The following is a 22,283-nucleotide window of genomic DNA, read 5'->3' on the forward strand; positions in this document are numbered from 1 at the left end:
ACTGTCGTAGCCGTGGAAGCAGCTTCTGCCGAGTGCGATGCGCTCACCGGGCCCGTCGCGCCGGAAGCAGTGAAAGCCGTACCGCCCCCCGAACAACCCCGCCGTATCGGCGGCGTCAGTCGCTCCGCCGTGCTGTCGCTGGCTGGTGCCGCCGCCTCCGCGCTGTGCGTCACGATCCTGCTGTTCGGTGAACTCGCCCCGTTCTCCGGCACGTTGGGCTTCGTCATCACCGCCTATCTCGTCTTCCTCGCCGTCTACGCGGTGTTGACCGGGTTCGAGGAGGACGGGCAGGCCGTACGCGACCGGGTGATGACGGTCGTGCTGTGGACGGCGGCCACGCTGCTGTTCTCCGCCCTCGTCCTCGTCGTCGGGTTCACGGCCTGGCGCGGCAAGGACGCCCTGCCGCACGGCAACTTCTTCACCCAGGACATGCAGGCGGCAGGCCCGCTCGATCCCCTGACCAACGGCGGCATCGCCCACGCGATGGTCGGCACGCTGATCATGATCGCCATCGCGCTGACGATCACCGTGCCGCTCGGACTGGCCTGTGCCGTCTACCTCAACCAGATCCCGGGGCGCTTCTCCCGCTTCGTCCGCACCATCGTCGAGGCGATGACGGCGCTGCCGTCGATCGTGGCCGGCCTCATGGTGTACGCCGTCTGGATCCTCGGCCTCGGTATGCAGAAGTCGGGCCTCGCGGCCGGGTTCGCGATCAGCGTGATGATGCTGCCGATCGTGATCCGGGCCTCGGACGTGGTGCTGCGGCTCGTACCGGGCACGCTCACCGAGGCGGCGGAGGCGCTCGGCGCGCCGCGCTGGCGCACGGTGTGGCACGTCGTCCTGCCCACCGCCCGCTCCGGGCTCGCCACCGCCGTCATCCTCGGCACCGCGCGCGGCATCGGCGAGACCTCGCCCGTGCTGCTCACCGCCGGCTTCACGGCGGCGCTCAACGCCGACCCGACCGCCGGGCCGATGGTGTCCCTGCCGCTGGCCGTCTTCAACTTCGTCAAGTCACCGCAGCCGGAGATGATCGCCCGTGGCTTCGGCGCGGCGGCCGTGCTCATGACCATGGTGCTGGTGCTGTTCGTGATCGCCCGGGTGATCGGCGGACGCGGCCCCGGTCACCAGACCCGCCGCCAGGCCCGCCGCACCGCCCGCGCCTCCCGCCGCGACGTCGCCCGCTTCGACGAACTGCACGTACCCGCGTCCGCGGCCGGGTTGTCGTTGTTCGACGCCTCCGCCTCCGCCTCCGAACCCGCGGCAGCCGCCGACGGCGAGGACGTCACCCAGGGGCCACCCGCACCCGACTACGAGAGCAGCACGGGTGATGCGGGTGGGTTCGACGGCCCGGCCGGAGGCCGGGCGCCCACCCCTCGACCCGCACCCACCCCCGCACCGGCCCCCGGAGAGACCGACTGATGCCCAGCCACCTCACCACCGCTCTCCGGCGCCTGCGTGCGCCGGCGACTCTCGCCGTCCTGCTCGGCGTGGTCGCCGCGCTGCTCGCCGGGCCGGCAACCGCGCCCGCCGCCGCCGAGAGCTACACCCCGGTCGCCGGGGCCGGCTCCACCTGGGCGGAGAACGCCATCGAACAGTGGCGCAAGGCCGTCAACCAGTACGGCATGCGGATCAGTTACGCAGGCAGCGGCTCCTCCGACGGCCGTCGGCAGTTTCTCAGCGGCACGGTCGACTTCGCCGTCTCGGACATCCCGTTCCAGACCAACCCGACCGACGGCTCGGCCGCCGAGCGCCCGTCCTCCGGCAGCTACGCCTACATGCCGATCGTGGCGGGCGGCACCTCCTTCATGTACCACCTGACGGTCAACGGCAGGAAGGTCACCAACCTCCGTCTCTCCGGTGACGTGGTCACCAAGATCTTCACCGGGGTCGTGAAGTACTGGGACGACCCGGTCGTCAAGGCCGACAACCCGGGGCTGCAGCTGCCGCACCGCGCCGTCGTGCCCGTCGTCCGCTCCGACGGCTCGGGCTCCACCGCCCAGTTCACGATGTGGATGGCCAACCAGCACACGTCGCTGTGGAAGGCCTACTGCGCCAAGGTCGGCCGAGCGGGCGCCTGCGGGCAGACCTCGTACTACCCGACCGTCCCCGGCATGATCGCCCAGTCGGGCGACCCGGGTGTGGCAGGTTACGTCGCCCAGAACTACGGCGAAGGCGCGATCGGCTACGTCAACTACTCGTACGCCCTCAACGAGGGCTATCCCGTCGCCAAGGTCCTCAACCACGCGGGCTACTACACCGAGCCGACCCCGAAGAACGTCGCCGTCTCCCTCCTCAAGGCGAGGATCAACACCGACAAGGCCTCCGCCGACTACCTCACCCAGAAGCTCGAAGGCGTCTACAACGACACCGACAAGCGCAACTACCCGCTGTCCAGCTACTCGTACATGATCCTGCCGCTGAAGGTGCAGGGCACCTTCACCAAGGACAAGGGCAAGACGCTCGGTGCGTTCTCCTACTACTTCATGTGCCAGGGCCAGCAGCAGGCGCCCCAGCTCGGCTACTCGCCGCTGCCGATCAACCTGGTGCAGGCGGGCTTCGACCAGATCCGCCGGATCCCCGGCGTGAAGACGCAGAACATCAACATCAAGGGCTGCAACAACCCCACCTTCAGCGCCGACGGCCGCAACAGGCTTGCCGAGACCGCCCCTTACCCGGCCGCCTGCGACAAGAAGGGCGCCGCGCCCTGCACCACGGGCAGCGGCGGCGCCAAACCGGCATCGGGGAGCGGTGGTTCGGGCGGTTCCGGAGGTACCGGCGGTACTTCGTCCGGGGGCACGACCGGCGGTACGGCGGCTGGGGGCACCACCTCCGGGGGGAGCACCGGCGGCTCGGCGGCCGGCGGAAGTGCGGCGGGCGGCGCGGCGGCGAGCGGGGGCGGCACCGGGCAGCCGTCCGTCGATCCGGACACCGGGCAGGTGCTGTCCGCGTCCTCCGGTGGCAGCGCCGCCACTGGCCCGGGCGGCGGCAGCGCCGTCGACGGCACGATCGCTCTGTCCCAGCCGGTCGCCGTGGCCGGCCGCCGCGGCTGGACCGGCACCCAGACCCTGATGCTCCTCGCGGCACTGCTCATCCTCGGGCTGGTCCTGCTGCCGTCCGCCGTGGCCCGGGCGCTCGGCGCTCGCGGCGACGGCGACTCCCGTACCGACGCCGCCCACACCACGGACGGGGACTCGCGATGAGGATGCACGTGAAGGCGAACAAGCGGATACGTCGACTGCTGACGCGCCTCGTCGCCGGTGCGGCCGTCGGTGCCCTCGCGGGGCTCGCCGTCGCGCAGACCGCGCCGCCCGCGACCGCCGACACGGGCAGCGGTTCGGCCGTCACCGTCTCCGGACGCGGCGAGTTCAAGGACATGAAGTTCACCGTCAGCCAGACCGAGCACCTCACCAGCCAGGCGGTCACCGTCTCCTGGACCGGCGGCACCCCGACCACCCTCGCGGGCACCCTGTTCAACACCGACTTCGTACAGATCATGCAGTGCTGGGGCGACGACGACGGCACCGTCCCCGCCAACCCCGGCCCCTCGCGCACCCAGTGCCAGTACGGCGCATCCCCGACCACCGACCGGGGCAGCTGGCCCGGCAACGAGTACGACGACACCCGCAAGGTCTTCTACAGCGCCGCCCCCACCAACTACGGCCAGGACGACCGCTACGGAGCCGGCAACGTGTCCGGTCTCGGCGAGGTCCCCTTCAAGGCCGTCGACGGCACACTGATCACCTCCGGCACCCAGAACAACGCCCTGTTCAACCGCAACACCACCAACGAGGTCGACTTCGCCCGCACCGGCGCCGACGGCACCGGCCGGGAGTACGTCGAGGTGCAGACCGCCAACGAGGCCCCGCACCTCGGCTGCGGCACCCCCGTCCGGCAGAACGGGACCGTGAAGCCCCGCTCCTGCTGGCTGGTCATCGTCCCGCAGGGCCATCTCGACCTGGACGGCAAGCCCTACGCCGACACCAGCCAGGTCAACGCCGGTTCCCCGGTCTCCGCGACCAACTGGAAGAACCGCGTCGCCGTCAAACTCGACTTCAACACTGTCGGCGCCAACTGCGCGCTGGGCTCCGACGAGCGTGCCACCGGCGGCAGCGAACTCGCCGCCGACGCCATGAGCAGCTGGCAGACCGCCCTCTGCCCGAGCGGCAAGGTGTACGGCTACACGGAACTCGGCGAGCCCGACACCCGCGCCCGTCTCATCGCCGACGGCACCTCGGGGCTGGCGTTCACCACCCGGGCCCTGGGCACGGACCCGGGCACGACCGCCCCGGCGGACCCCACCGTCTACGCGCCGACCACGCTCTCGGGCACCGTCATCGGCTTCACCGTCGAACGCAGACCCAAGGCCGGCGCCTCCGAGGCGATCCGCAAACTCGCCGGGACCAAGGTCGAGTCGCTCGATCTGACCCCCCGGCTGGTCGCCAAGCTGCTCACCGAGTCCTACCGCAACTCTCCCTGGGGAGCGGTCGTCGGCTCCACCGCCGCGAAGGGCTACGGCTGGGCGAAGAACAACCCGGCCGGACTGGCCAGCGACCCCGAATTCATCGCGCTCAACCCGGAGTTCGCCGAACTGTCGGTCCCGGAGACCCCTGCCACCGACACCGACCTGCTCACCGCGCTGGGGCACAGCGACTCGGCGCGCGCGGTCTGGCAGTGGATCGTCTCCGACAAGGAGGCCCGCAACTTCCTCGCGGGCGTCTCCGACGACTGGGGCATGAAGGTCAACCCGTACTTCAGCACCAACACGGACGTGAACCCCACCGGCTTCGCCTTCGACCCGGCCGCCATCGACACGTACCCCAAGAGCGACCCGTGGTGCACGATCCCGCCGGGCACCGGTGCCACCGCCGAGCAGTGCATGATCGACTTCCACCCGTACGTCTCGGACATGCACGCCGGCGCCCTGCACACCCGGCGCGCCGACAGCCTCTGGAAGGCGACCTGGGACCCGCTGGCGAGCCCGCCCTCCTACAAGACCCCCGGTCCGCAGACGGTCGGTTCCCGGTTCGTGATCACGGTGACCGACGTGGCCTCCGCCGCCCGCTACGGCCTCCAGACCGCTCGGCTGCGCAACGCCGCCGGCCGGTTCACCGCACCGACCCCCGCGTCCCTCATCGCCGCCGCGGCGAGCGCGTCCGGCGCCAAGGCCCCCGAGATCGTCCCGGCCAAGGCCACCGCGAAGGGCGCGTACCCGCTCGCCCAGCTCGTCTACGCGGCAGTGCGCCCGGCGAAGCTCGACGCCGCCGCCCGCAAGGACTACGCGACCCTGCTGACGTACGCGGCCGGCAAGGGCCAGATGAGCGGCGCCGACCCGGGCCGCCTCCCGGGCGGCTACGCACCGCTGCCGAAGGCCCTCCGCGACAGGACCGTCAAGGCCGCCACCGACCTCGCCCACTACACCGGCCCGTCCGCAGACCCGGGCGGCTCCTCTTCCTCCGGTGGCGCGAGCGGGGGGTCCAGTGGCGGCGACACGTCCGGCGGAGGCTCCGGCACCTCCGGCGGCCTGGGCGGTTCGGGCGGCACACAGGCCGGGACCGCGACCGACGGCGGTGCGGCCGTCGGTGCCGCGTCCGGCGGCGGCGCGAGCACGAAGCCCAGCGACCGGCCCTCGTACGGCGGCGGCCAGGCCGTCGAGACCACCGCCCTCGGCACCACGCCCGCCGACCCGGCCAACGCGCTGCGCTACGCCGTCCCGGTGGGCGCCGCGCTCGGCGCCGCCGCCGGTATCGGGGCGCCCTTCGCGGGCGGCGGCAGGCTGCGGTTGCCGCTCCGGGTCCCGCTCCCCGGCGGTCGCACCGTGACCGTCGTCCCTCAACTCACCCTGCCGGAACGGCTGCGCAGGCTGCTGCCACCCGGCCGGGGCTGAGCCCCGGAGCCTCCGGCCCACCGGCCGGGGCTCCCCACAGACGGCCGCCCGCCCCGAATCGCAGTCGGGGCGGACAGCCCGTACCACCCTGCCATACCCGCAAGATCTGCCAGATCCATCGGTTCCACACGACGCACAACAGGAGAACCTCGATGCGCAGAACGCGCCTCACGGCGGCCATGGTCGCCGCCGCTGTGGTGTCCGGCACGCTGGCTCTCGCGAGCCCGGCGTCCGCCGACCCCACCCCCGCCGGAACGTTCCGCCAGCTCGTGGGCGTGGGTTCCGACACCACCCAGGACGTCCTGAACGCCCTCGCCGGTGACACCGTCAACGAGAAGAGCTACGCCGGCTCCGCCGTGAAGTCGACGGCCGGCGCCGGCCTCGCCTCGTACGACGCGATCGGCTCCGCCACCATCCAGACCCGCACGGGCGGCACGACGTTCACCCGGCCCAACGGCTCCGGCCCCGGCCGGACCGCGCTCAGCATGTCGCTGACGGGCGACCTGTTCCCCAACGCGACGGGCGTCTCCGTCAAGGGCCAGGTCGACTTCGCCCGCTCCTCAGGCGGTCCGAGCGTCTCCGGCACCGCGCTCACCTACATCCCGTTCGCCCGGGACGCGGTCGGTGTCGCGGTCCGCGGCTCCGGCCTCGACACCCTGACGGTCGACCAGCTGCACGACGTCTACGCGGCCGGCAGCGACCACAAGGTGAACGGCCAGACCGTGCACCCGGTCCTCCCGCAGAGCGGCTCCGGCACCCGCAAGTTCTTCCTCGGGGCGATCAACCTCGCCGAGAACACGGTCGACACCAGCATCCCGACCGTCCAGGAGAACCAGGCCGACGCCGCGCTCACCCAGGACGGCTCGCTCGTGCCGTTCTCCGTGGGCAGCTGGATAGCGCAGAGCAACGACATCGCCCCCGACCACAGCAAGACCGCGATCGCCGCCGGTGCGCACCTGGCGAGCGTCACGCTGCCCGGCGACTCCGGTGCCACCAGCCCGGTCACCACGGTCAACGGCAAGCTCGCCCCGGTCGGCGGCTACTACGAGAACCCCACCTTCGGCCGCGACGTCTACAACGTCGTCCCGACCCGGGCGATCGACCCGAGCAGCGTCTTCTTCGACAAGGACCTCTACGACGTCTTCGTCACCAGCGGCACCCACGAGGCGGCCCTCGCCTCCGACGCCTCCGAGGCCGTCATCGCCAAGTTCGGCTTCGTGAACGAGTCGTACAACGGCTCGGTCAACCTCGCCAAGCACGCCAAGGTCGGCGGCCTGGAGATCAGCGGCCTCGAAGCCAAGACGCCCGCCAAGCCCGTCCTGAAGACCACCCTCGGCGACGCGAGCGTCAAGCTGGCCTGGACCGCTCCGAGCCCCGCCCCGGCCCAGCCCGTCACCGACTACCGCGTGACGCTTCTCGGCGCAGACGGCGGCGTCGTGGCCACCAAGGACGTCCCGGCCACCACCACGTCGTACACCTTCACGGGCCTGGCCGTCGGCACCTACACCGCCTCGGTCGCCGCCGCCAACCTGATCGGCACCGGCGACGCCGCCTCCTGGACCGGCGCCGTCAAGTACGCCAGCACCACGAAGGCGACCGCCGCCACCACCGCGTACGGCGTCGCCCCGAAGGTCGCCGTCACCGTGACCGGCACCCACGGCGTCGTCCCCGCAGGCAAGGTCACCGTCAAGGAGGGCGCGACCACCCTCGGCACCGGCACCCTGAACAGCGCCGGCAAGGTCACCGTCAGCCTGTCGAACCACCTCAAGGTGGCCACGCACACGCTGACCGTCTCCTACGCGGGCGCCGCCAAGCTCAACTCCTCCTCGGTGAGCGTCTCCCTGAAGGTCACCAAGGCGACCCCTGCCGTCACCGCCACCGCCCCGGCCTCGATCAGCCACACGGCCGCCGCCAAGGTCACGGTGAAGGCCACCGCGACGGGCACCACGCCCGCCGGGACGGTCCGCGTCTACGAGGGCACCCGCATCCTCGCCACCGGCACGCTCAGCGCCGGGAAGGTGACCGTCACCCTGCCGAAGCTGGCCAAGGGCAAGCACACGCTGCACGCCTTCTACGCCGGTTCGACGACGGTGAACTCGAAGAGCGGCCCGAACTTCGTCGTCAAGTCCACCTGATTCCAGCCCCACCCCGTCGGGGGACCGCCGCCACGGTCCCCCGACGCACTCCCCGAACCCCTGAACCGCGAAGGAGGCGGGCCGCCGTGACGGTCGCCGTACAGACCACGCCCGTACCGGCAGCGTCCGCGTCCCGGACACGCGTCGCGAGTGTCACTGTCGTGCGCCACCTCGCCCGGGGCGGCCTGCTCAGCCTCGCCGCCCTGCTGCTCGGCGTCACCGCACAGCTGCTGCTGGTCAGCGGTATCCAGCAACACAGCGCCCAGCAGGCCGCGTTCGACGCCCTGCGCGACCAACTCGCCCAGGGCACCGCCCCGGTGGCGCAGGTCGACCAGGAGGGCAGGCTGCTCGCACCGGGCACACCGGTCGCGCTGATCGACGTACCCGCCCTGCACCTGTCCCAGGTCGTCCTGGAGGGCACCGACTCCGCAGTCCTGACCGACGGCCCCGGTCACCGCCGGGACACCCCGATGCCCGGTCAGGCCGGCACCAGCGTGCTGATGGGCCGAGCCGCTGCCTACGACGGCCCCTTCGGGGGACTGGCCGAGCTCACGGCGGGAGACAGCTTCACCGTCGTCACCGGCCAGGGCAAGGCGAAGTACCAGGTCACCGGCGTACGGCGGGCCGGTGATCCGGCGCCTGCCGCCCTCGCCGCCGGGAAGGGGCGCCTGGTGCTGGTCACCGCGACCGGCCCGCGCTTCATGCCGGACGGTGTCCTGCGCGTCGACGCCGATCTGGTGTCCGCGCCCGCCGAGACCCCGGCGGCCGTCATCCGCTCCGGCACCCTGCCCGAGGCCGAGGAACCCCTCGCCCGGCCCTCGGGGGTGCCCTGGCCGCTGGTGATGTGGCTCCAGGCCCTGCTGCTCGCGGCGGTCGCCGCGGTGTGGACCTGGCACCGGTGGGGCCGGCACCAGACGTGGATCGTCTTCGCCCCGGTCGTCGCCGTCCTGGGTCTCCAGGTCGCCACCCGGGCCACCGAGCTGCTGCCGAACCTGCTGTGAGCCCCGCCGCGACGCCTTCCGCGCCCCGACTTCTCCGACACGAGGTACCCGACGTGACCGACGCCCTGACCGAATCCGTCACCGACTCCGTGACCGACACGATCGTCCTGCCCGCCGTGCCGGCTCCGGCATCGGCCGGTGCGGCCGGCGTGCCCGCGACCCTCGAAGCCCGTGCCGTGGCGGCCTGGTTCGGCAGCCACCAGGTGCTCAGCCGGGTTTCCCTCACGATGCCCGCCGGTCAGGTCACCGCGCTCATCGGGCCCTCCGGCTGCGGCAAGTCGACGTTCCTGCGCACCCTCAACCGGATGCACGAGATGATCCCGTCGGCCGCGCTGGCGGGCGAGGTGCTCCTCGACGGCGAGGACATCTACGACCCGTCCTGGCGGCTGACCGACGCGCGACGCCGGATCGGCATGGTCTTCCAGAAGCCGAACCCGTTCCCTGCCATGTCGATCTACGACAACGTGGTGGCGGGCCTGCGGCTGACCGGAACACGTACCGGCCGCCGTGAGAAGGACGAGATCGTGGAGGAGTCGCTGACCCGGGCGGGCCTCTGGAAGGAGGTGCGTGACCGGCTCCGCCAGCCGGGCGGCGCGCTCTCCGGTGGCCAGCAGCAGCGACTGTGCATCGCCCGCGCGCTGGCCGTTCGCCCCCGGGTCCTCCTCATGGACGAACCCTGCTCGGCCCTCGACCCCACCTCCACCCGCCGCGTCGAGGAGACGATCCACGAACTCGCCGGCCAGGTGACCGTCGTGATCGTCACCCACAACATGCAGCAGGCCGCCCGCGTCTCCCAGCAGTGCGCGTTCTTCCTCGCCGAACAGGGCACGCCCGGCGGCATCGTCGAACACGGCCCCACCGACGACGTGTTCGGCGCCCCGCACGACCAGCGGACCGCGGACTACGTGGCGGGCCGTTTCGGCTGAACCCACAGGCCACGGCAGTTGTCCGGCCCACGAGAAAATTTCCCTGACTCCTTTCAACCTTTCCGCCCCGAGCACGCTCAAGAACAGGTGAGACAGAGACCTGTGAGGCGTGTGAGGGGCGTGATGCGTATCAGGCACGTGTGCCTTTGCGGCATGTGAGCTCAACAGCCATACGCAGGACGGGAAAAGGAAAAGGGAGAGTGGATGTCGGCGACGGTCCGGCAGCGGGACTTCGAGGAGTATGCGCGGGCGGGTCGGCAGCGGCTGTACCGGACGGCGTATCTGCTCTGCGGCGACCGCGAACACGCCCGTGACCTGGTCCAGTCCACGCTGGCCCGGCTCTTCCAGCACTGGCACCGGGCGAGCCGGGCCGAGCACCTCGACGCCTACGCCCGTACCGTGCTGACCCGGCTGTTCCTGCACGAGCGCAGGCGACGGCTGCGCGATCTGCTCGCCCACGCCCGCCCCGACCCGGCGCCCGCCGCGCCCAGACCCGAGCTGCGCGTCACGCTCATGGCCGCGCTCGGTGAACTCCCGCCCCGCGCAAGGGCGATGGTCGTCCTGCGCTACTGGGAGGACCTGAGCGTGTCGGAGGTGGCCGCGCAGCTGCGGTGCAGTGAGTCCACCGTCAAGAGCCAGTGCTCCCGCTCCCTGACCCGGCTGCGCGCGGTGCTCGGCGAAGCCCATGTGTACACCGCCGAGTACTGAACTCCCTTACCCCTGGCCCGAATCCCGCCAGCGCCGATGCGTCAGAGAGGAACATCCGTGCACGACACGCCACCGGGCCGACCGCACCGGCCCGAGCCGGACGCCGGGCCCGACGACGAACTGGTCGGGGAGCTGCGGGAACTGATGGAGAGGGCCGCCGCCGGGCTCGCCCCGCTGCCCGATCTGACGCAGGAGGCGGTACGCCTCGGCAGGCGCCGCCGGGTCCGGGCGCGGGCCGCCGTGGCCGGCGCGGTGACCGGGGTCCTCGCGATCGGGGGTATCGGCTCGGCGCTGCTCAGCGGCGCGCTGACCGTGGGCGGAGGCCTGAGCGATCCCGCGTCCCCGTCCGCCCACCCGGCGGTCGCCCCGCCTGTTGCCCCTTCCGCGACGACGACGCCGCCGACTACGACGTCGCCCGGCCCGGTGTCCGAGCCGACGCCGAATGCCGCCCGCCAGGTGCGGACGGCCAAGGCACTGACCCGAGCGCTGGGCGACCTGATCGGGACCGTCTCCCCGGCCGGCACGGATCTCTTCGCCGGCCGGATCGACGGGCACATCTTCCCGGTGACGTTCCGGGTCAGGCGCGGGGTGGACGCCCTCGTCGACTGCCCGGAACCGCCCAAGGCGGCCATGACCTGCCGTACGGCGTGGCTGCCCGGCCGGATCGAGGGGCGGGTCGTCGTGTCGGGCCCCGACCTGTGGGGCGTCCGGTCCGTCAGCGTCAGCTACCTCTACGCGGACAGCACCGTCGAGCTGACCGTCGGCCCGGACAGCGACGCCAGGGTCTCCCCACCCGTCGGCATCGACCAGCTGGTGGCCGCGGCGAGCACGTCGGCGCTGCTGGCCGAGGCGAAGTACGAGGTGCTGCAGGCGAAGTACGAAGCGGAGGACGCGGCGGGAGACGGGACGGAATCCACGACCGGTCCCTCCCTCGCCCCGCCCTCCACAGCCGAGCCCTCCAGCGCCGAGCCCTCCTCGGCGACCGATTCGAGCAGTACCGGCAGTACGAACGAGACAGGCGGTTCCCCCCGATGAGTGAGCAACGACGTGCAGTGAACGGATCGCGCCGACTGAGCGCGTTACGGCGGCGGCGCAGGCGCCGGACCCGTATCGGTGCGATCGGCGCCACGGTCTGTCTCGCCGCGCTCGGTACGGCGGCGGTGCCGGTGCTCCTGCCCCGGCTGCTGCCGGACACCGCGTCGCAGGCCCGAGCCCCGGAGGCGGTCCTGACACCGGCCGTGCCCACCCCGTCCGTCGGGACGGACGGGACGAGTCCGCCGGCCGACGACTCCACTTCGGCCGGGTCTCCCGAGGCCTTCGAGTCGCCCAAGTCCCCCGACGCCGAGCGCACTTCAGGGTCCGGGAAGGGCTCCTCCGCGCAGCCCACCATCCCCGAGTCCGGCCCCGGCACCTTCAGGACGGCCCCGCTCACCGTCACCGGGCCTACCTCCGGCACCCCTTTCCGCGTCCAGGTCGAGGACGGCGCGGGAGTCGACCCGGCGGACGCCGCCCGCCAGATCGCCGCCGTCCTCGACGACCAGCGGGGCTGGCGACGGTCTGGCGCCCGCTTCCGTCAAGTCACCGGCGCGGAGGCCGAGTTGACATTCCGGGTCGCGACCGCGAACACCACGGACAAGCTGTGCAACGTGCGGCAGGCGGACCACATCGGAGAGGTCAACTGCCGTACGGGCACCGACGTGGTGATCAACCTCAAGCGCTGGCAGCTGGGTTCACCCGAGTTCGACGGACCGCCGGTCGAGTACCGCGCCCTCATCGTCAACCACGAGGTCGGCCACTGGCTGGGCCGCGGGCACGAGACCTGCCCGGGACCGGGACGCCCCGCGCCCGCGATGATGCAGCAGATCGACGGCCTCAAGGGCTGCGTGTCGAACGCCTGGCCGTACGACACGCGGGGCCGCTATCTGAGCGGCCCCGCCGTGCCCTGAGTCGGCGGGGCCGCGTCCGCGCCAGGACCTACGGACGTCTACGTACCTACGGAGATACCTACGTACCCACCGACATACCTACGGGCCTACGGAACCGACCTCCGTCTCGCACCGCAGTCGCCGGTCCGTCCCCAACTCCCGTACCGCGCCCACCAATCGCAGCCGCGCCGTATGCCTTACGTCCGCACTCGACGCCCCCAATCGCAGCTCCAGCACCCCCGGTTCGACGACCCGGTGCCCCGAGCGGTCCGTGAACGCCGACAGATCCGAGTGGAAGCGGAACGTCACCCGGCTCGCCGCTCCCGGCTCCAACTCCAGCCGTTCGTAACCGATCAGGCGGACGTCCGGCCGGGTCACCGTGGCCACCGGGTCGTGCAGATAGAGCTGCACGACCTCCGCCCCGGCCCGCGCACCCGTGTTGCGGACGGTCACGGACACCTCGTACGACCCGTCCGTCCCGATCTCGGCAGGGCCGTCCCCGGCGAAGTCCTCCCAGGCGAACGAGGTGTACGACAGGCCGTGCCCGAACGGGTACAGGGGCGTCGGGTCGAGGCTGCTCACCCCGCCCGCCAGCCCCAGCGGCGGCTGGAGGTACGTCCATGGCTGGCCCCCGCGCTCCCTCGGCACGCTCACCGGCAGCCTGCCCGACGGGGTGACCCGGCCCGACAGCACTCCCGCTACCGCCGGGCCGCCCTCCTCCCCGGGGAAGAACGCCTGGACGGAGGCCGCCAGCCGACCGTGCCAGCGGCCCAGCGCGTAGGGGCGGCCGGTGAGCAGCACGAGCACCACCGGCACCCCCGTCGACACCAGCGCGTCCAGCAACTCGGCCTGAACACCGGGTAGTTGCAGCTCGGCCACATCGCAGCCCTCGCCCGACGTGCCCCTGCCGAACAGGCCCGCCCGGTCGCCCAGTACCGCCACGCACACATCGGCCTCGGCAGTGCGGGCCACCGCCTCCTCGAAGCCCGTGGTGTCCGGGTCCGAGGTGGCGCAGCCCTCCGCGAACGTCACCTTGGCGTCCGGGAGTTCGGCGCGCAGGGACTCCAGGAGCGTGGGGATGTCCACGCCGAGCGGCGTCTCCGGATGGCTCGGCAGGACATGCGACGGGAAGGAGTAGCAGCCCAGCATCGCCAGCGCGTCCGCCGCCCTCGGCCCGACGACCGCGATCCGGGTGTCAGGGGCCAGCGGGAGCAGCCCGTCCGGGTTGTCCAGCAGGACCACCGACTCCTCCGCCAGCCGGCGGGCCAGCGCCCGGTTTCCGGCCGAGTCCAGGTCGATCGGGCCGTCCGGCTCGGGCTGCCAGTCCTCGTCCAGCAGCCCCAGCTCGCACTTCTGCGTCAGCACGCGGCGCGCGGCCCGGTCCACCAGTGACTCCGGTACGTCTCCCGCCCGTACCGCCGCCACCAGCGCGTCGCCGTAACTCCCGATCGACGGCAGCTCGACATCGATGCCGGCCGCCAGGGCCAGATGGGCCGCCTCGGCCGGTGTCCCGGCGACGCGGTGCAGGGTCTCCAGGAAGGCGATGCCGAAGTAGTCCGAGACCACCGTTCCCGTGAACCCCCAGTTGTCGCGCAGGAGTTGGGTCAGGAGATGCGGGTCCGCCGAGGCCGGGACGCCGTCCGTCTCGTTGTAGGCAGCCATCACCGAACGCGCCCCGCCTTCGCGCAGCGCCATCTCGAACGGGGGGAGTGTCACGTCCGCGAACTCCCGTACGCCCGCCCGGACCGGCGCCAGATTCCGGGCGCCGGCCGAGGACGCGTACCCCGCGAAGTGCTTCAGCGTGGCGATGATGCCCGCCGACTCCAGGCCCCGCACATACGCCGACCCGATCGTCCCCACCAGGTAGGGGTCCTCGCCGATCGTCTCCTCCACCCGGCCCCAGCGCGGATCCCGTACGACGTCCATGACCGGGGCGAGGCCCTGGTGCACGCCGACGGAGGCGAGGTCCCGGCCGATCCGGGCCGCCATCTCCTCCACCAGCTCGGGGTGGAAGGTGGCACCCCAGGCCAGCGGGACCGGGTACGCCGTCGCGCGCCAGGCCGTGAAACCGGCCAGGCACTCCTCGTGGGCCAGTGCCGGGATGCCGAAGCGGCCCGCGCCGACGATCCGACGCTGGGCGCGGGCCAGTGCCTGCGCACCCAGCGTCGGGTCCACGGGGGCCGTACCGAAGGGGCGCGTGAGCTGGCCGAGGCCCCGGGTGATCAGCTCGTCCCACTCGTAGTCCGCGGTCAGGTCGTGCTGGTGCGGGGCGACCCCGTGACCGTCTGTCGAGGCGCCCACCCACAGGCCGTACAGCTGGGCGGTCCGCTCCTCCAGGGTCATCCGGGAGAGCAGGTCGTCGATGCGGGCGTCGGCGGACAGGGCGCGGTCACGCCAGGGAGCCGTGGTCATGAAACTCCTGTCAGAGAAGGTGAGTTCACCGGCCGTGGGTTCACTTGCCGCCCACGCCCATCAGGCCGCCGATCAGTGCCCGCCGGGCCACCAGATAGACGGCGAAGATCGGGATGCCGGAAAGGACGACCGACGCGAGCAGGGCGGGGATGTTCACGCCGAACTGGCTCACGAAGTTGAAGAGACCGAGGGTGAGGACCCGGGGTTCGTCGGACTGGGTGAAGATCAGGGGGAAGAGGAAGCCGTTCCAGGCCTGTAGGGCCGCGTAGATGACGACTGTGCTGATGCCGCCCTTGGCCAGCGGGATCGTCAGCTGGAACAGCATGCGCAGGGGAGAGGCGCCGTCGAGGGCCATTGCCTCGTACAGATCCTCCGAGATGTCCCTCAGGGTGCCGGTGAGGACCAGCACCGAGACCGGCATCGCGAAGGCCGCCGTCGGCAGGATCACCGCCAACAGGCTGTCGTACAGGTCGAGTTTGGCGATGAGGAGGTAGAGGGGGACCACTACCGCCTGGGCCGGGATCGCCACCCCGAGCAGGAACAGCCGGAAGGCCGCGCCCGACCAGCGGGTGCGGGTGCGCACGGCCACGTACGCGAGCGGGACACAGAGCACGAGGACGATTCCCACGACAGTGACCGCGACGATCACCGTGTTGCTCAGCAGATGCCAGAAGCCCGAGTTGAGGACGGTGTTGTAGTTGTCGAGGGTCGGATCGGTGGGCGGCTTCAGGGGGTTGCCGGTGAGAGCCTTGTCGGGGCCGGTGAGCGAGGCCGACAGCATGGCGTAGATCGGGACGAGGACGATCACCAGCCAGATGATCGAGCCCAGGCCCGCCAGCGGGTTGGCGTGCCGTGTCCAGTGCCTGCGACGGCGGAGACCCTCCGGCCGGCGTCGTTCCGGGCGTTTGTCGGTCGTCGTGGGACGGGGAAGCGTGTCGTGTGACACTCCGTCACATCCCTTCGCGCGTACTGCGCATGCCGCCGAAGCCGGTGAGCCGGATGAGGATCAGGGACAGACCGGTCGCGGCCAGCACGAGCGCGGACGCGATGGCGCTCGCGTAGCCGAAGTCGTACGTCTTGAAGCCCGCCTCGTACATCAGGTACGGCAGGATCGCCGTGTCCGTGCCCGGGCCGCCCTTCGTCAGGATCAGCACCGTCTCGAAGTACGTCAGCGAACCGACGACGATCAGTACGGTCGACGTGGTGATGGTGTGGCGCAGTTGCGGCAGCGTGATCGAGAAGAACTGGCGGTAGCGGCCCGCGCCGTCGATCGCCGCCGCCTGATAGAGGACCGGGGGGATCTGGCGGGCCCCGCCCTGGTAGATCAGCGTGTGGAACGGGATGAACTGCCAGCCGCCGACGAACACGATCGCGAGGAACGCGCCGCTGGACGAGCCCAGCGTGTCCTTCTGGATGATGCCGAAGTTCGGGTCGAGCAGGGCGTAGAAGAGGACCGAGATGGCGGTCGAGGAGAGCAGGAACGGGACGAAGAAGATCGCCGAGAGGACGGCCCGGTTGCGTTGCCGGCCCGCCGCCCAGACCCCGAGCAGCAGCGCCACGACGGTCTGGAACGCCCAACTCGCCGCGGTGAGAAGGACGGTGAGTGTGAGCGACTGCGTCAGCCGTGGATCGTCCAGCAGTTTCTGCCAGTTGGCGAGACCGACCGGCTTCGGGTCGCCGAGGCCGTCCCACTTGGTGAAGGAGAGATAGAAGGCCAGGGCCATCGGGACGACCGCGAAGAAGGTGAAGAAGAGCACCGCGGGGAGCGCCCAGACGGCACCCGGCCGCCCGGCCCGCACCTTGCCCCGCTGAACCCTCTCGCCCCCGGAGGTGACCGTCGAGCTCACTTCAGCCCCTTGCAGGCCGACACGAACTCGCTGGGCGCCGACTTGCCCGTGAACAGCTTCCCGATCTCCGTGTGCATCTTGGTGCCCAGCTCGTCGCCGAGCGCCTGGTCCCAGGAGAGCGTGAACGCGGGTGCCTGCTGGACCAGGTCGTACTGGAACCTGGCGTACTCGGGGTTGGGCGCCGAGGACAGCAGCGCCGCCGCGTTCGAGGTGGTCGGGACATCGCCGAGGGCGACCAGGTCCTTCGCGTACGCCTCGGACGCGCAGTCCTTGAGGAACGCGATCGCCGCGTCCCTGTTCTGCGTACGGGGGTTGATCGACCAGTAGTTGGTGGGGTTGCCGACGACGTTGCGGACATCGCCGACGCCGTCCTCGATCTTCGGGAAGGCCGCCCAGCCCAGGTTCGACTTGGCGAAGTCGGGGAACTTGCCGAGCTGCGTCGAGTACTCCCACGAGCCCATCAGGTGCATCGCCGCCTTGCCCTTGGCGAACACCGCCGGAGCACCGCCGTTGACGTACGACACCGAGGTGAACTTGGAGCCGAAGGCGCCGTCGTCGACGAGTTCCTTCACCATCTCGGCGGCCTTCAGGACCGCCGGGTCGCCCCAGCCCTCCGCGTCGCCGTCCTGGATGCGCCGGAAGACCTCGGGGCCGCCGATACGGTCCACCAGGTACTCCAGCCACATCAGTTCGGGCCAGAGGTCGGAGCCGCCGAGGGCGAACGGGGTGATGCCCGCCTTCTTCAGCTTGGTGTTGATGTCGAGCAACTGGTCCCAGGTGGTGGGCGGTTGGAGCTTCTGCTCGGCGAAGACGGTCTTGTTGTAGAAGAGGATCACCGGCTGCATACCGCGCATCGGTATGCCGTAGTGACGGCCCTTGAGATCACCGGCGGCGAGTACGGAGGGCAGGAAGCCGTTCTTCAGCACCGGGTCGTTCTCGATGACGTCGGTCAGGTCGACGATCTTGTCGGCCTCCTGGTACGCCTTGATGGAGCCGCCGCCCCAGTTGAAGAAGACGTCCGGGGCACTGGGCGACCCCATCGCCGTACGCAGCTTGGGCAGGTAGTCCGAGCCCGGGATCTTCTCCAGCTTGACCTTGCCCTTGGCCGTCTTGCTGGCGGCCGACCTGTTGAACCGCGTGACCGCCGCGGCCTGCACCTTCACGGCGTCGTCCCCGTACACGAACGCGGTGATCGTGTCCCCGCCACCGCCCGAACCCTCACCCGAGCCGCAGGCGCTGAGGCCGGTGGTGAGCAGGGCGGAGGCGCCGGCACCGAGCACCCAGCGCCTGCTGAACGCCGTACCGGCGGACCCTGTGGACCGCCCTCTGTTCGACTCCATGACTGCACCTCTCGCGAATGTTCTGAACGAAACCTGAACGAGTCTCTGTACGAATCTTTCGGGTGGTACGTCGAATGTTCCGGAAATTTATGGGGGGACAGGGTCTTCGTCAAGAGGTCGCGCAGGGATACGATCGCGGCCATGAGACCCTCGAAACCCGTTGAAACGCAGACGACACCGCAGTCCACCCAGACCGCGACGCTCGCCGAGATCGCCCGCGAGGCAGGTGTCTCCGCTCCGACTGTTTCGAAGGTGCTCAACGGCCGCGCAGATGTCGCCCCCGGAACCCGGACCCGCGTCGAGGACCTGTTGCGGGCGTACGGCTACCGGCGCCGGCGCGCCGAGGCGACCCGCTCCCCGCTGATCGACCTGGTCTTCCACGAGCTGGAGAGCGCGTGGGCGATGGAGGTCATCCGGGGCGTGGAGAACGCGGCGCGGGAGGAGGGGCTGAGCGTCGTCCTCTCGGAGAGCGCGGGCCGCCTCACCCCGGGCCGCACCTGGGCCGACCAGGTCGCCGCCCGCCGCCCGCACGGCGTGATCCTCGTCCTTTCGGGCCTCGACGAGTCACAGCGGGCACTGCTGACGAGCCGCTCCATCCCGTTCGTGGTGATGGACCCGGCGGGTGACCCCGGCGACAACGTGCCCTCGGTCGGCGCCACCAACTGGCAGGGCGGTCTGGCGGCCACCCGCCACCTCGTCGAACTCGGCCACACCCGCATCGCGTCGATCAGCGGCCCCTCCCGGATGATGTGCAGCCGCGCCCGCGTCGACGGCTACCGCGCGGCGCTGGAGACGGCGGGCCTCCCGGTCGACCCCGCCCTGCTCAAGGTGGGCGACTTCCACCACGAGACGGGTTACCGAGCCGGCCTCGAACTCCTGCGCTCCCCGAACCCCCCGACCGCCGTCTTCGCCGGCAACGACCTCCAGGCCCTCGGCCTGTACGAGGCGGCCCGCGAACTCGGCCTGCGCATCCCGGAGGACCTGAGCGTGGTCGGCTTCGACGACCTGCCGATCGCCCGTCTGGTCGGCCCCCCGCTGACGACCGTCCGTCAGCCCTTGATGGAAATGGCGGAAACGGCGGCCAAGCTGGTCCTGAACCTGGGCCGGGAGGACGGCACGTCCGGCGCGACAAGGGTGGAACTGGCAACAAGCCTGGTGGTACGCAACAGCACGGCCGCGCCGCCGGCGGTCTAGAGGGGGCAGGGCAACGTACCCAGGGGCGCGGGGCTGTATCGATTTGCGGCTCCGCCGCGTGGGCGCGAACAACCACGACGCACCCGCAGCCGAACCACCGGCCTGATCGGGGGCGCGGGGAACCGCGCGACAAACCACAACGCGCCCGCAGAGACCCACCGGCCCCTTGGACGCACAACTGTATTGACGAGTGACGCAAGACCCCCCAAACTGCACCGAAGTCAATCGGTTGAACAGCCGAAACTTTCGGAGGCACCTGCAATGAGCCCCTCCAGAACAGCTTTACGTCCACGCCTGCTGGCCCTCCTCACCGGCGCAGCGATCACCACCACGCTGCTCCTCGCCGGGACGGCAACCGCCGCCGACCCCCCGCTGCGCGACCTCGCCACCGCCAAGGGCAAAGTCATGGGCACAGCCGTCACCGGCTCCAAGCTCACGGGAACATACGGCGACCTGGCCGGCGCCCAGTTCAACTCGCTCACCCCCGGCAACGCCATGAAGTGGGAGTCCGTGGAGCCCAGCCGGGGCACCTACAACTGGACCGAGGCCGACCAGATCGTCGCCTTCGCCCAGGCCCACAACCAGCAGGTACGTGGCCACACCCTGGTCTGGCACAGTCAGAACCCGGGCTGGCTGGCCAACGGCACCTGGACGCCGGCCCAGCTCAGCACGATCCTCCAGGACCACATCACCACCGAAGTCACGCGCTACAAGGGCAAGTTGGCCGCCTGGGACGTGGTGAACGAGCCCTTCAACGAGGACGGCACCTACCGCTCGACGCTCTGGTCGAACAACCTCGGCACCGACTACATCGCGCAGTCCCTGACCTGGGCGAGGGCGGCCGACCCGACGGCGAAGCTCTACATCAACGACTACAACGTCGAGGGCGTCAACGCGAAGAGCACGGCTCTCTACAACCTGGTCAAGTCCCTGAAGGAGCGCGGGATCCCGATCGACGGAGTGGGTCTGCAGGCGCACCTGATCCTCGGTCAGTACCCCTCGACCCTCCAGCAGAACATCCAGCGGTTCGCCGATCTGGGCGTCGACGTGGCGATCACGGAGCTGGACATCCGTATGCAACTGCCCGCCACAGATGCCAAGTTGACCCAGCAGGCGGCCGACTACAAGGCCGTCATGAACGCGTGTGTGGCCGTGACCCGGTGCACCGGCGTGACGGTCTGGGGCTTCACGGACTCCGACTCCTGGATCCCGGACGTGTTCGACGGATACGGCGCGGCGACCCCGTACACGGAGAGCTTCACCCCGAAACCGGCGTACTACGCCATCGCCCAGTCGCTCGGCGGCACCCCGTCGACGGAGGGCTGCACGGCGACGTACAGCGTCCCGAACCAGTGGAACTCCGGGTTCACCGGACAGGTGACGATCGCCTGTTCCGCGGGCCGGTCGCTGTCCTCGTGGAAGGTGAGCTGGACGTACGGCGCGGGCCAGCAGGTCGCGCAGGCCTGGAACGCCACCTGCACCCAGTCGGGGGCGGCGGTGACCTGCGTGAACGCCTCGTACAACGGAACGGTGCCCAGTGGCGGCTCGGTGAGCTTCGGGTTCAACGGGACATGGAGCGGGAGCAACCCCGCACCGACGGTCACGCTGGGGTGATTTCCGGCTGATCCTGGCCTGATCCCGGCCTGAGAAGCGTGAGATTTTCCGAAGAATCCCGGGCCGGGGCCCTTGCGCGTAATAATTCGGACGTACGTTCTTCCGTGTGACGGGAGACGAGGGAAAGACGTCCGATGACAACGGGGGCGCGGAGAGACAGGTGGGCCGACGGTCGTCGCGCTGGATGAAGGCCGTCGGTTTCACGCTGGCCGGCACCCTGGTGATCGCAGCCGCGGGTGCGGGCTACGCCTACTGGCATCTGAACCGCAACATCAAGAGCGTCGACATCAACAGCGCGCTCGGCGACAACCGCCCGGCGAAGACGCGGTCGCTGCCCTCGGCAGGCGCGTCCGCCTCGGCGACACCGCTGCCGAGTGAGGCGCTGAACATCCTGGTGCTGGGGTCCGACTCGCGCAGCGGCAAGCGGAACCAGGCACTCGGCGGCGGCAGCAGCGAGGGCGCGAGGTCCGACACGGCGATGGTCGTCCACCTGGACGCGGGCCGCACGAAGGCGACGATCGTGAGCATCCCGCGCGACACGCTGGTCACGCGGCCCTCCTGCCCCCTGGCGGACGGGGGTTCGACGGCGGAGGCGTACGGCGTCATGTTCAACACGGCGTACTCGGTCGGCGGCCCGGTCTGCGCGGTCAAGACGGTGGAGTCGATGACGAACGTCCGCATGGACCACTACCTGGAGGTCGATTTCGCGGGCTTCGCCGACCTGGTGGACGCGCTCGGCGGCGTCACGGTCACCACGGACGAGGACATCGACGACGACGACAGCCACCTCGACCTGAAGGCGGGCGAACACCACCTCGACGGCACCCAGGCCCTCGCCCTCGCCCGCACCCGGCACGGCATCGGCGACGGCAGCGACCTGGGCCGAATAGGCCTCCAGCAGACACTGGTCAAGGCCCTCCTCCAGCAGATCTCCTCGACGAACCTGCTGACCAGCCCGGCCAGGCTGTACAAGGTCGCCGACGTGGCCACGGCCAGCCTGACCACGGACACCGGCCTGAACTCCCTCAGCGAGCTGATGAGCCTGGGCCAGAGCCTGCAGGGCCTGTCGGCGGACGAGCTGAAGACGGTGACGATGCCGGTGGTGCCAGCGGCTTCCGATGCCAACCGGGTGGTGGCCGAGCAGCCGGAGGCGGCGGAGCTGTGGGCGACGCTGCGCTGAGGTGATCCCCTCTGAGCTGCGGAAACGACTCCGGGAAAAAAATCCCGAAGAAATTTCCGCAGCTGTGTCGATCCGGGTCGGCCCTGTTCGACGCACAGGTGAGAGCCCGGAAAGGAA

16 protein-coding genes are annotated in these 22,283 nt (G+C 70.8%); 12 read left to right on the forward strand and 4 right to left on the reverse strand.

The window, feature by feature from the left end; translation table 11 throughout:
- The first annotated feature begins 12 nt into the window (after nt 1-12).
- From pstA to OHN74_RS26885, 9 genes are all read left to right on the forward strand, one after another.
- Nucleotides 13-1,419, forward strand: a complete 1,407-nt coding sequence (gene pstA, locus OHN74_RS26845) for a phosphate ABC transporter permease PstA (protein WP_327697148.1) — start codon at nt 13-15, stop codon at nt 1,417-1,419.
- Nucleotides 1,419-3,200 (forward strand): phosphate ABC transporter substrate-binding protein PstS, encoded by a 1,782-nt coding sequence (locus OHN74_RS26850; RefSeq protein WP_327697149.1) that lies wholly within the window; start codon nt 1,419-1,421, stop codon nt 3,198-3,200. The genes pstA and OHN74_RS26850 overlap by 1 nt, the downstream gene beginning before the upstream one ends.
- Nucleotides 3,197-5,884 carry a hypothetical protein gene (locus OHN74_RS26855; protein WP_327697150.1) on the forward strand — a complete coding sequence of 896 codons (2,688 nt, stop codon included), beginning with the start codon at nt 3,197-3,199 and terminating at the stop codon, nt 5,882-5,884. The genes OHN74_RS26850 and OHN74_RS26855 overlap by 4 nt, the downstream gene beginning before the upstream one ends.
- Before the next feature lie 152 nt (nt 5,885-6,036).
- Entirely contained in the window at nt 6,037-8,019 is a 1,983-nt protein-coding gene (locus OHN74_RS26860; RefSeq protein ID WP_327697151.1) for an Ig-like domain repeat protein, read from the forward strand.
- An 86-nt stretch (nt 8,020-8,105) separates the two neighbouring features.
- The gene (locus OHN74_RS26865; RefSeq protein ID WP_327697152.1) at nt 8,106-9,020 is read left to right on the forward strand and encodes a sortase; all 915 of its coding nucleotides are present in this window, start codon (nt 8,106-8,108) and stop codon (nt 9,018-9,020) included.
- 149 nt (nt 9,021-9,169) lie between these two features.
- Nucleotides 9,170-9,946, forward strand: a complete 777-nt coding sequence (gene pstB / locus OHN74_RS26870; RefSeq protein WP_443060575.1) for a phosphate ABC transporter ATP-binding protein PstB — start codon at nt 9,170-9,172, stop codon at nt 9,944-9,946.
- Nucleotides 9,947-10,150: 204 nt separating this feature from the next.
- Complete coding sequence (locus OHN74_RS26875; protein WP_327697153.1) at nt 10,151-10,654, forward strand: SigE family RNA polymerase sigma factor; 504 nt, start codon at nt 10,151-10,153, stop codon at nt 10,652-10,654.
- A gap of 57 nt (nt 10,655-10,711) precedes the next feature.
- The gene (locus OHN74_RS26880) at nt 10,712-11,689 is read left to right on the forward strand and encodes a hypothetical protein (protein ID WP_327697154.1); all 978 of its coding nucleotides are present in this window, start codon (nt 10,712-10,714) and stop codon (nt 11,687-11,689) included.
- A complete protein-coding gene (locus OHN74_RS26885) occupies nt 11,686-12,600 on the forward strand; it encodes a DUF3152 domain-containing protein (protein ID WP_327697155.1) in 915 nt (304 codons plus the stop codon). Before OHN74_RS26880 ends, OHN74_RS26885 begins: the two co-directional genes overlap by 4 nt.
- 78 nt (nt 12,601-12,678) lie before the next feature.
- Here the strand turns inward: OHN74_RS26885 and OHN74_RS26890 are convergent, their stop codons facing one another.
- From OHN74_RS26890 to OHN74_RS26905, 4 genes are read right to left on the reverse strand one after another with little or no spacing between them, the layout of a single operon-like run.
- Nucleotides 12,679-14,991: a glycoside hydrolase family 3 N-terminal domain-containing protein gene (locus OHN74_RS26890; protein WP_327697156.1), complete on the reverse strand. Its 2,313-nt coding sequence runs from the start codon at nt 14,989-14,991 to the stop codon at nt 12,679-12,681.
- Nucleotides 14,992-15,031: 40 nt separating this feature from the next.
- Nucleotides 15,032-15,937 carry a carbohydrate ABC transporter permease gene (locus tag OHN74_RS26895; RefSeq protein ID WP_327697157.1) on the reverse strand — a complete coding sequence of 302 codons (906 nt, stop codon included), beginning with the start codon at nt 15,935-15,937 and terminating at the stop codon, nt 15,032-15,034.
- Nucleotides 15,938-15,941: 4 nt separating this feature from the next.
- Nucleotides 15,942-16,838: a carbohydrate ABC transporter permease gene (locus OHN74_RS26900; RefSeq protein ID WP_327697158.1), complete on the reverse strand. Its 897-nt coding sequence runs from the start codon at nt 16,836-16,838 to the stop codon at nt 15,942-15,944.
- A complete protein-coding gene (locus OHN74_RS26905; protein WP_327697159.1) occupies nt 16,835-18,178 on the reverse strand; it encodes an ABC transporter substrate-binding protein in 1,344 nt (447 codons plus the stop codon). The genes OHN74_RS26900 and OHN74_RS26905 overlap by 4 nt, the downstream gene beginning before the upstream one ends.
- Nucleotides 18,179-18,319: 141 nt before the next feature.
- Here OHN74_RS26905 and OHN74_RS26910 point away from each other — a divergent pair, with 141 nt between their 5' ends.
- The 3 genes from OHN74_RS26910 to OHN74_RS26920 all read left to right on the forward strand — a co-directional run bounded on the left by OHN74_RS26910 (nt 18,320) and on the right by OHN74_RS26920 (nt 22,166).
- Nucleotides 18,320-19,372, forward strand: coding sequence for a LacI family DNA-binding transcriptional regulator (locus tag OHN74_RS26910; RefSeq protein WP_327697160.1), 1,053 nt, complete (start codon nt 18,320-18,322; stop codon nt 19,370-19,372).
- Nucleotides 19,373-19,633: 261 nt separating this feature from the next.
- Nucleotides 19,634-20,986 carry an endo-1,4-beta-xylanase gene (locus tag OHN74_RS26915; RefSeq protein WP_327697161.1) on the forward strand — a complete coding sequence of 451 codons (1,353 nt, stop codon included), beginning with the start codon at nt 19,634-19,636 and terminating at the stop codon, nt 20,984-20,986.
- 106 nt (nt 20,987-21,092) lie between these two features.
- The gene (locus tag OHN74_RS26920) at nt 21,093-22,166 is read left to right on the forward strand and encodes an LCP family protein (RefSeq protein ID WP_443060453.1); all 1,074 of its coding nucleotides are present in this window, start codon (nt 21,093-21,095) and stop codon (nt 22,164-22,166) included.
- Nucleotides 22,167-22,283 lie beyond the last annotated feature (117 nt).

It is taken from the genome of Streptomyces sp. NBC_00459 (genome assembly GCF_036013955.1).
GTDB lineage: Bacteria > Actinomycetota > Actinomycetes > Streptomycetales > Streptomycetaceae > Streptomyces.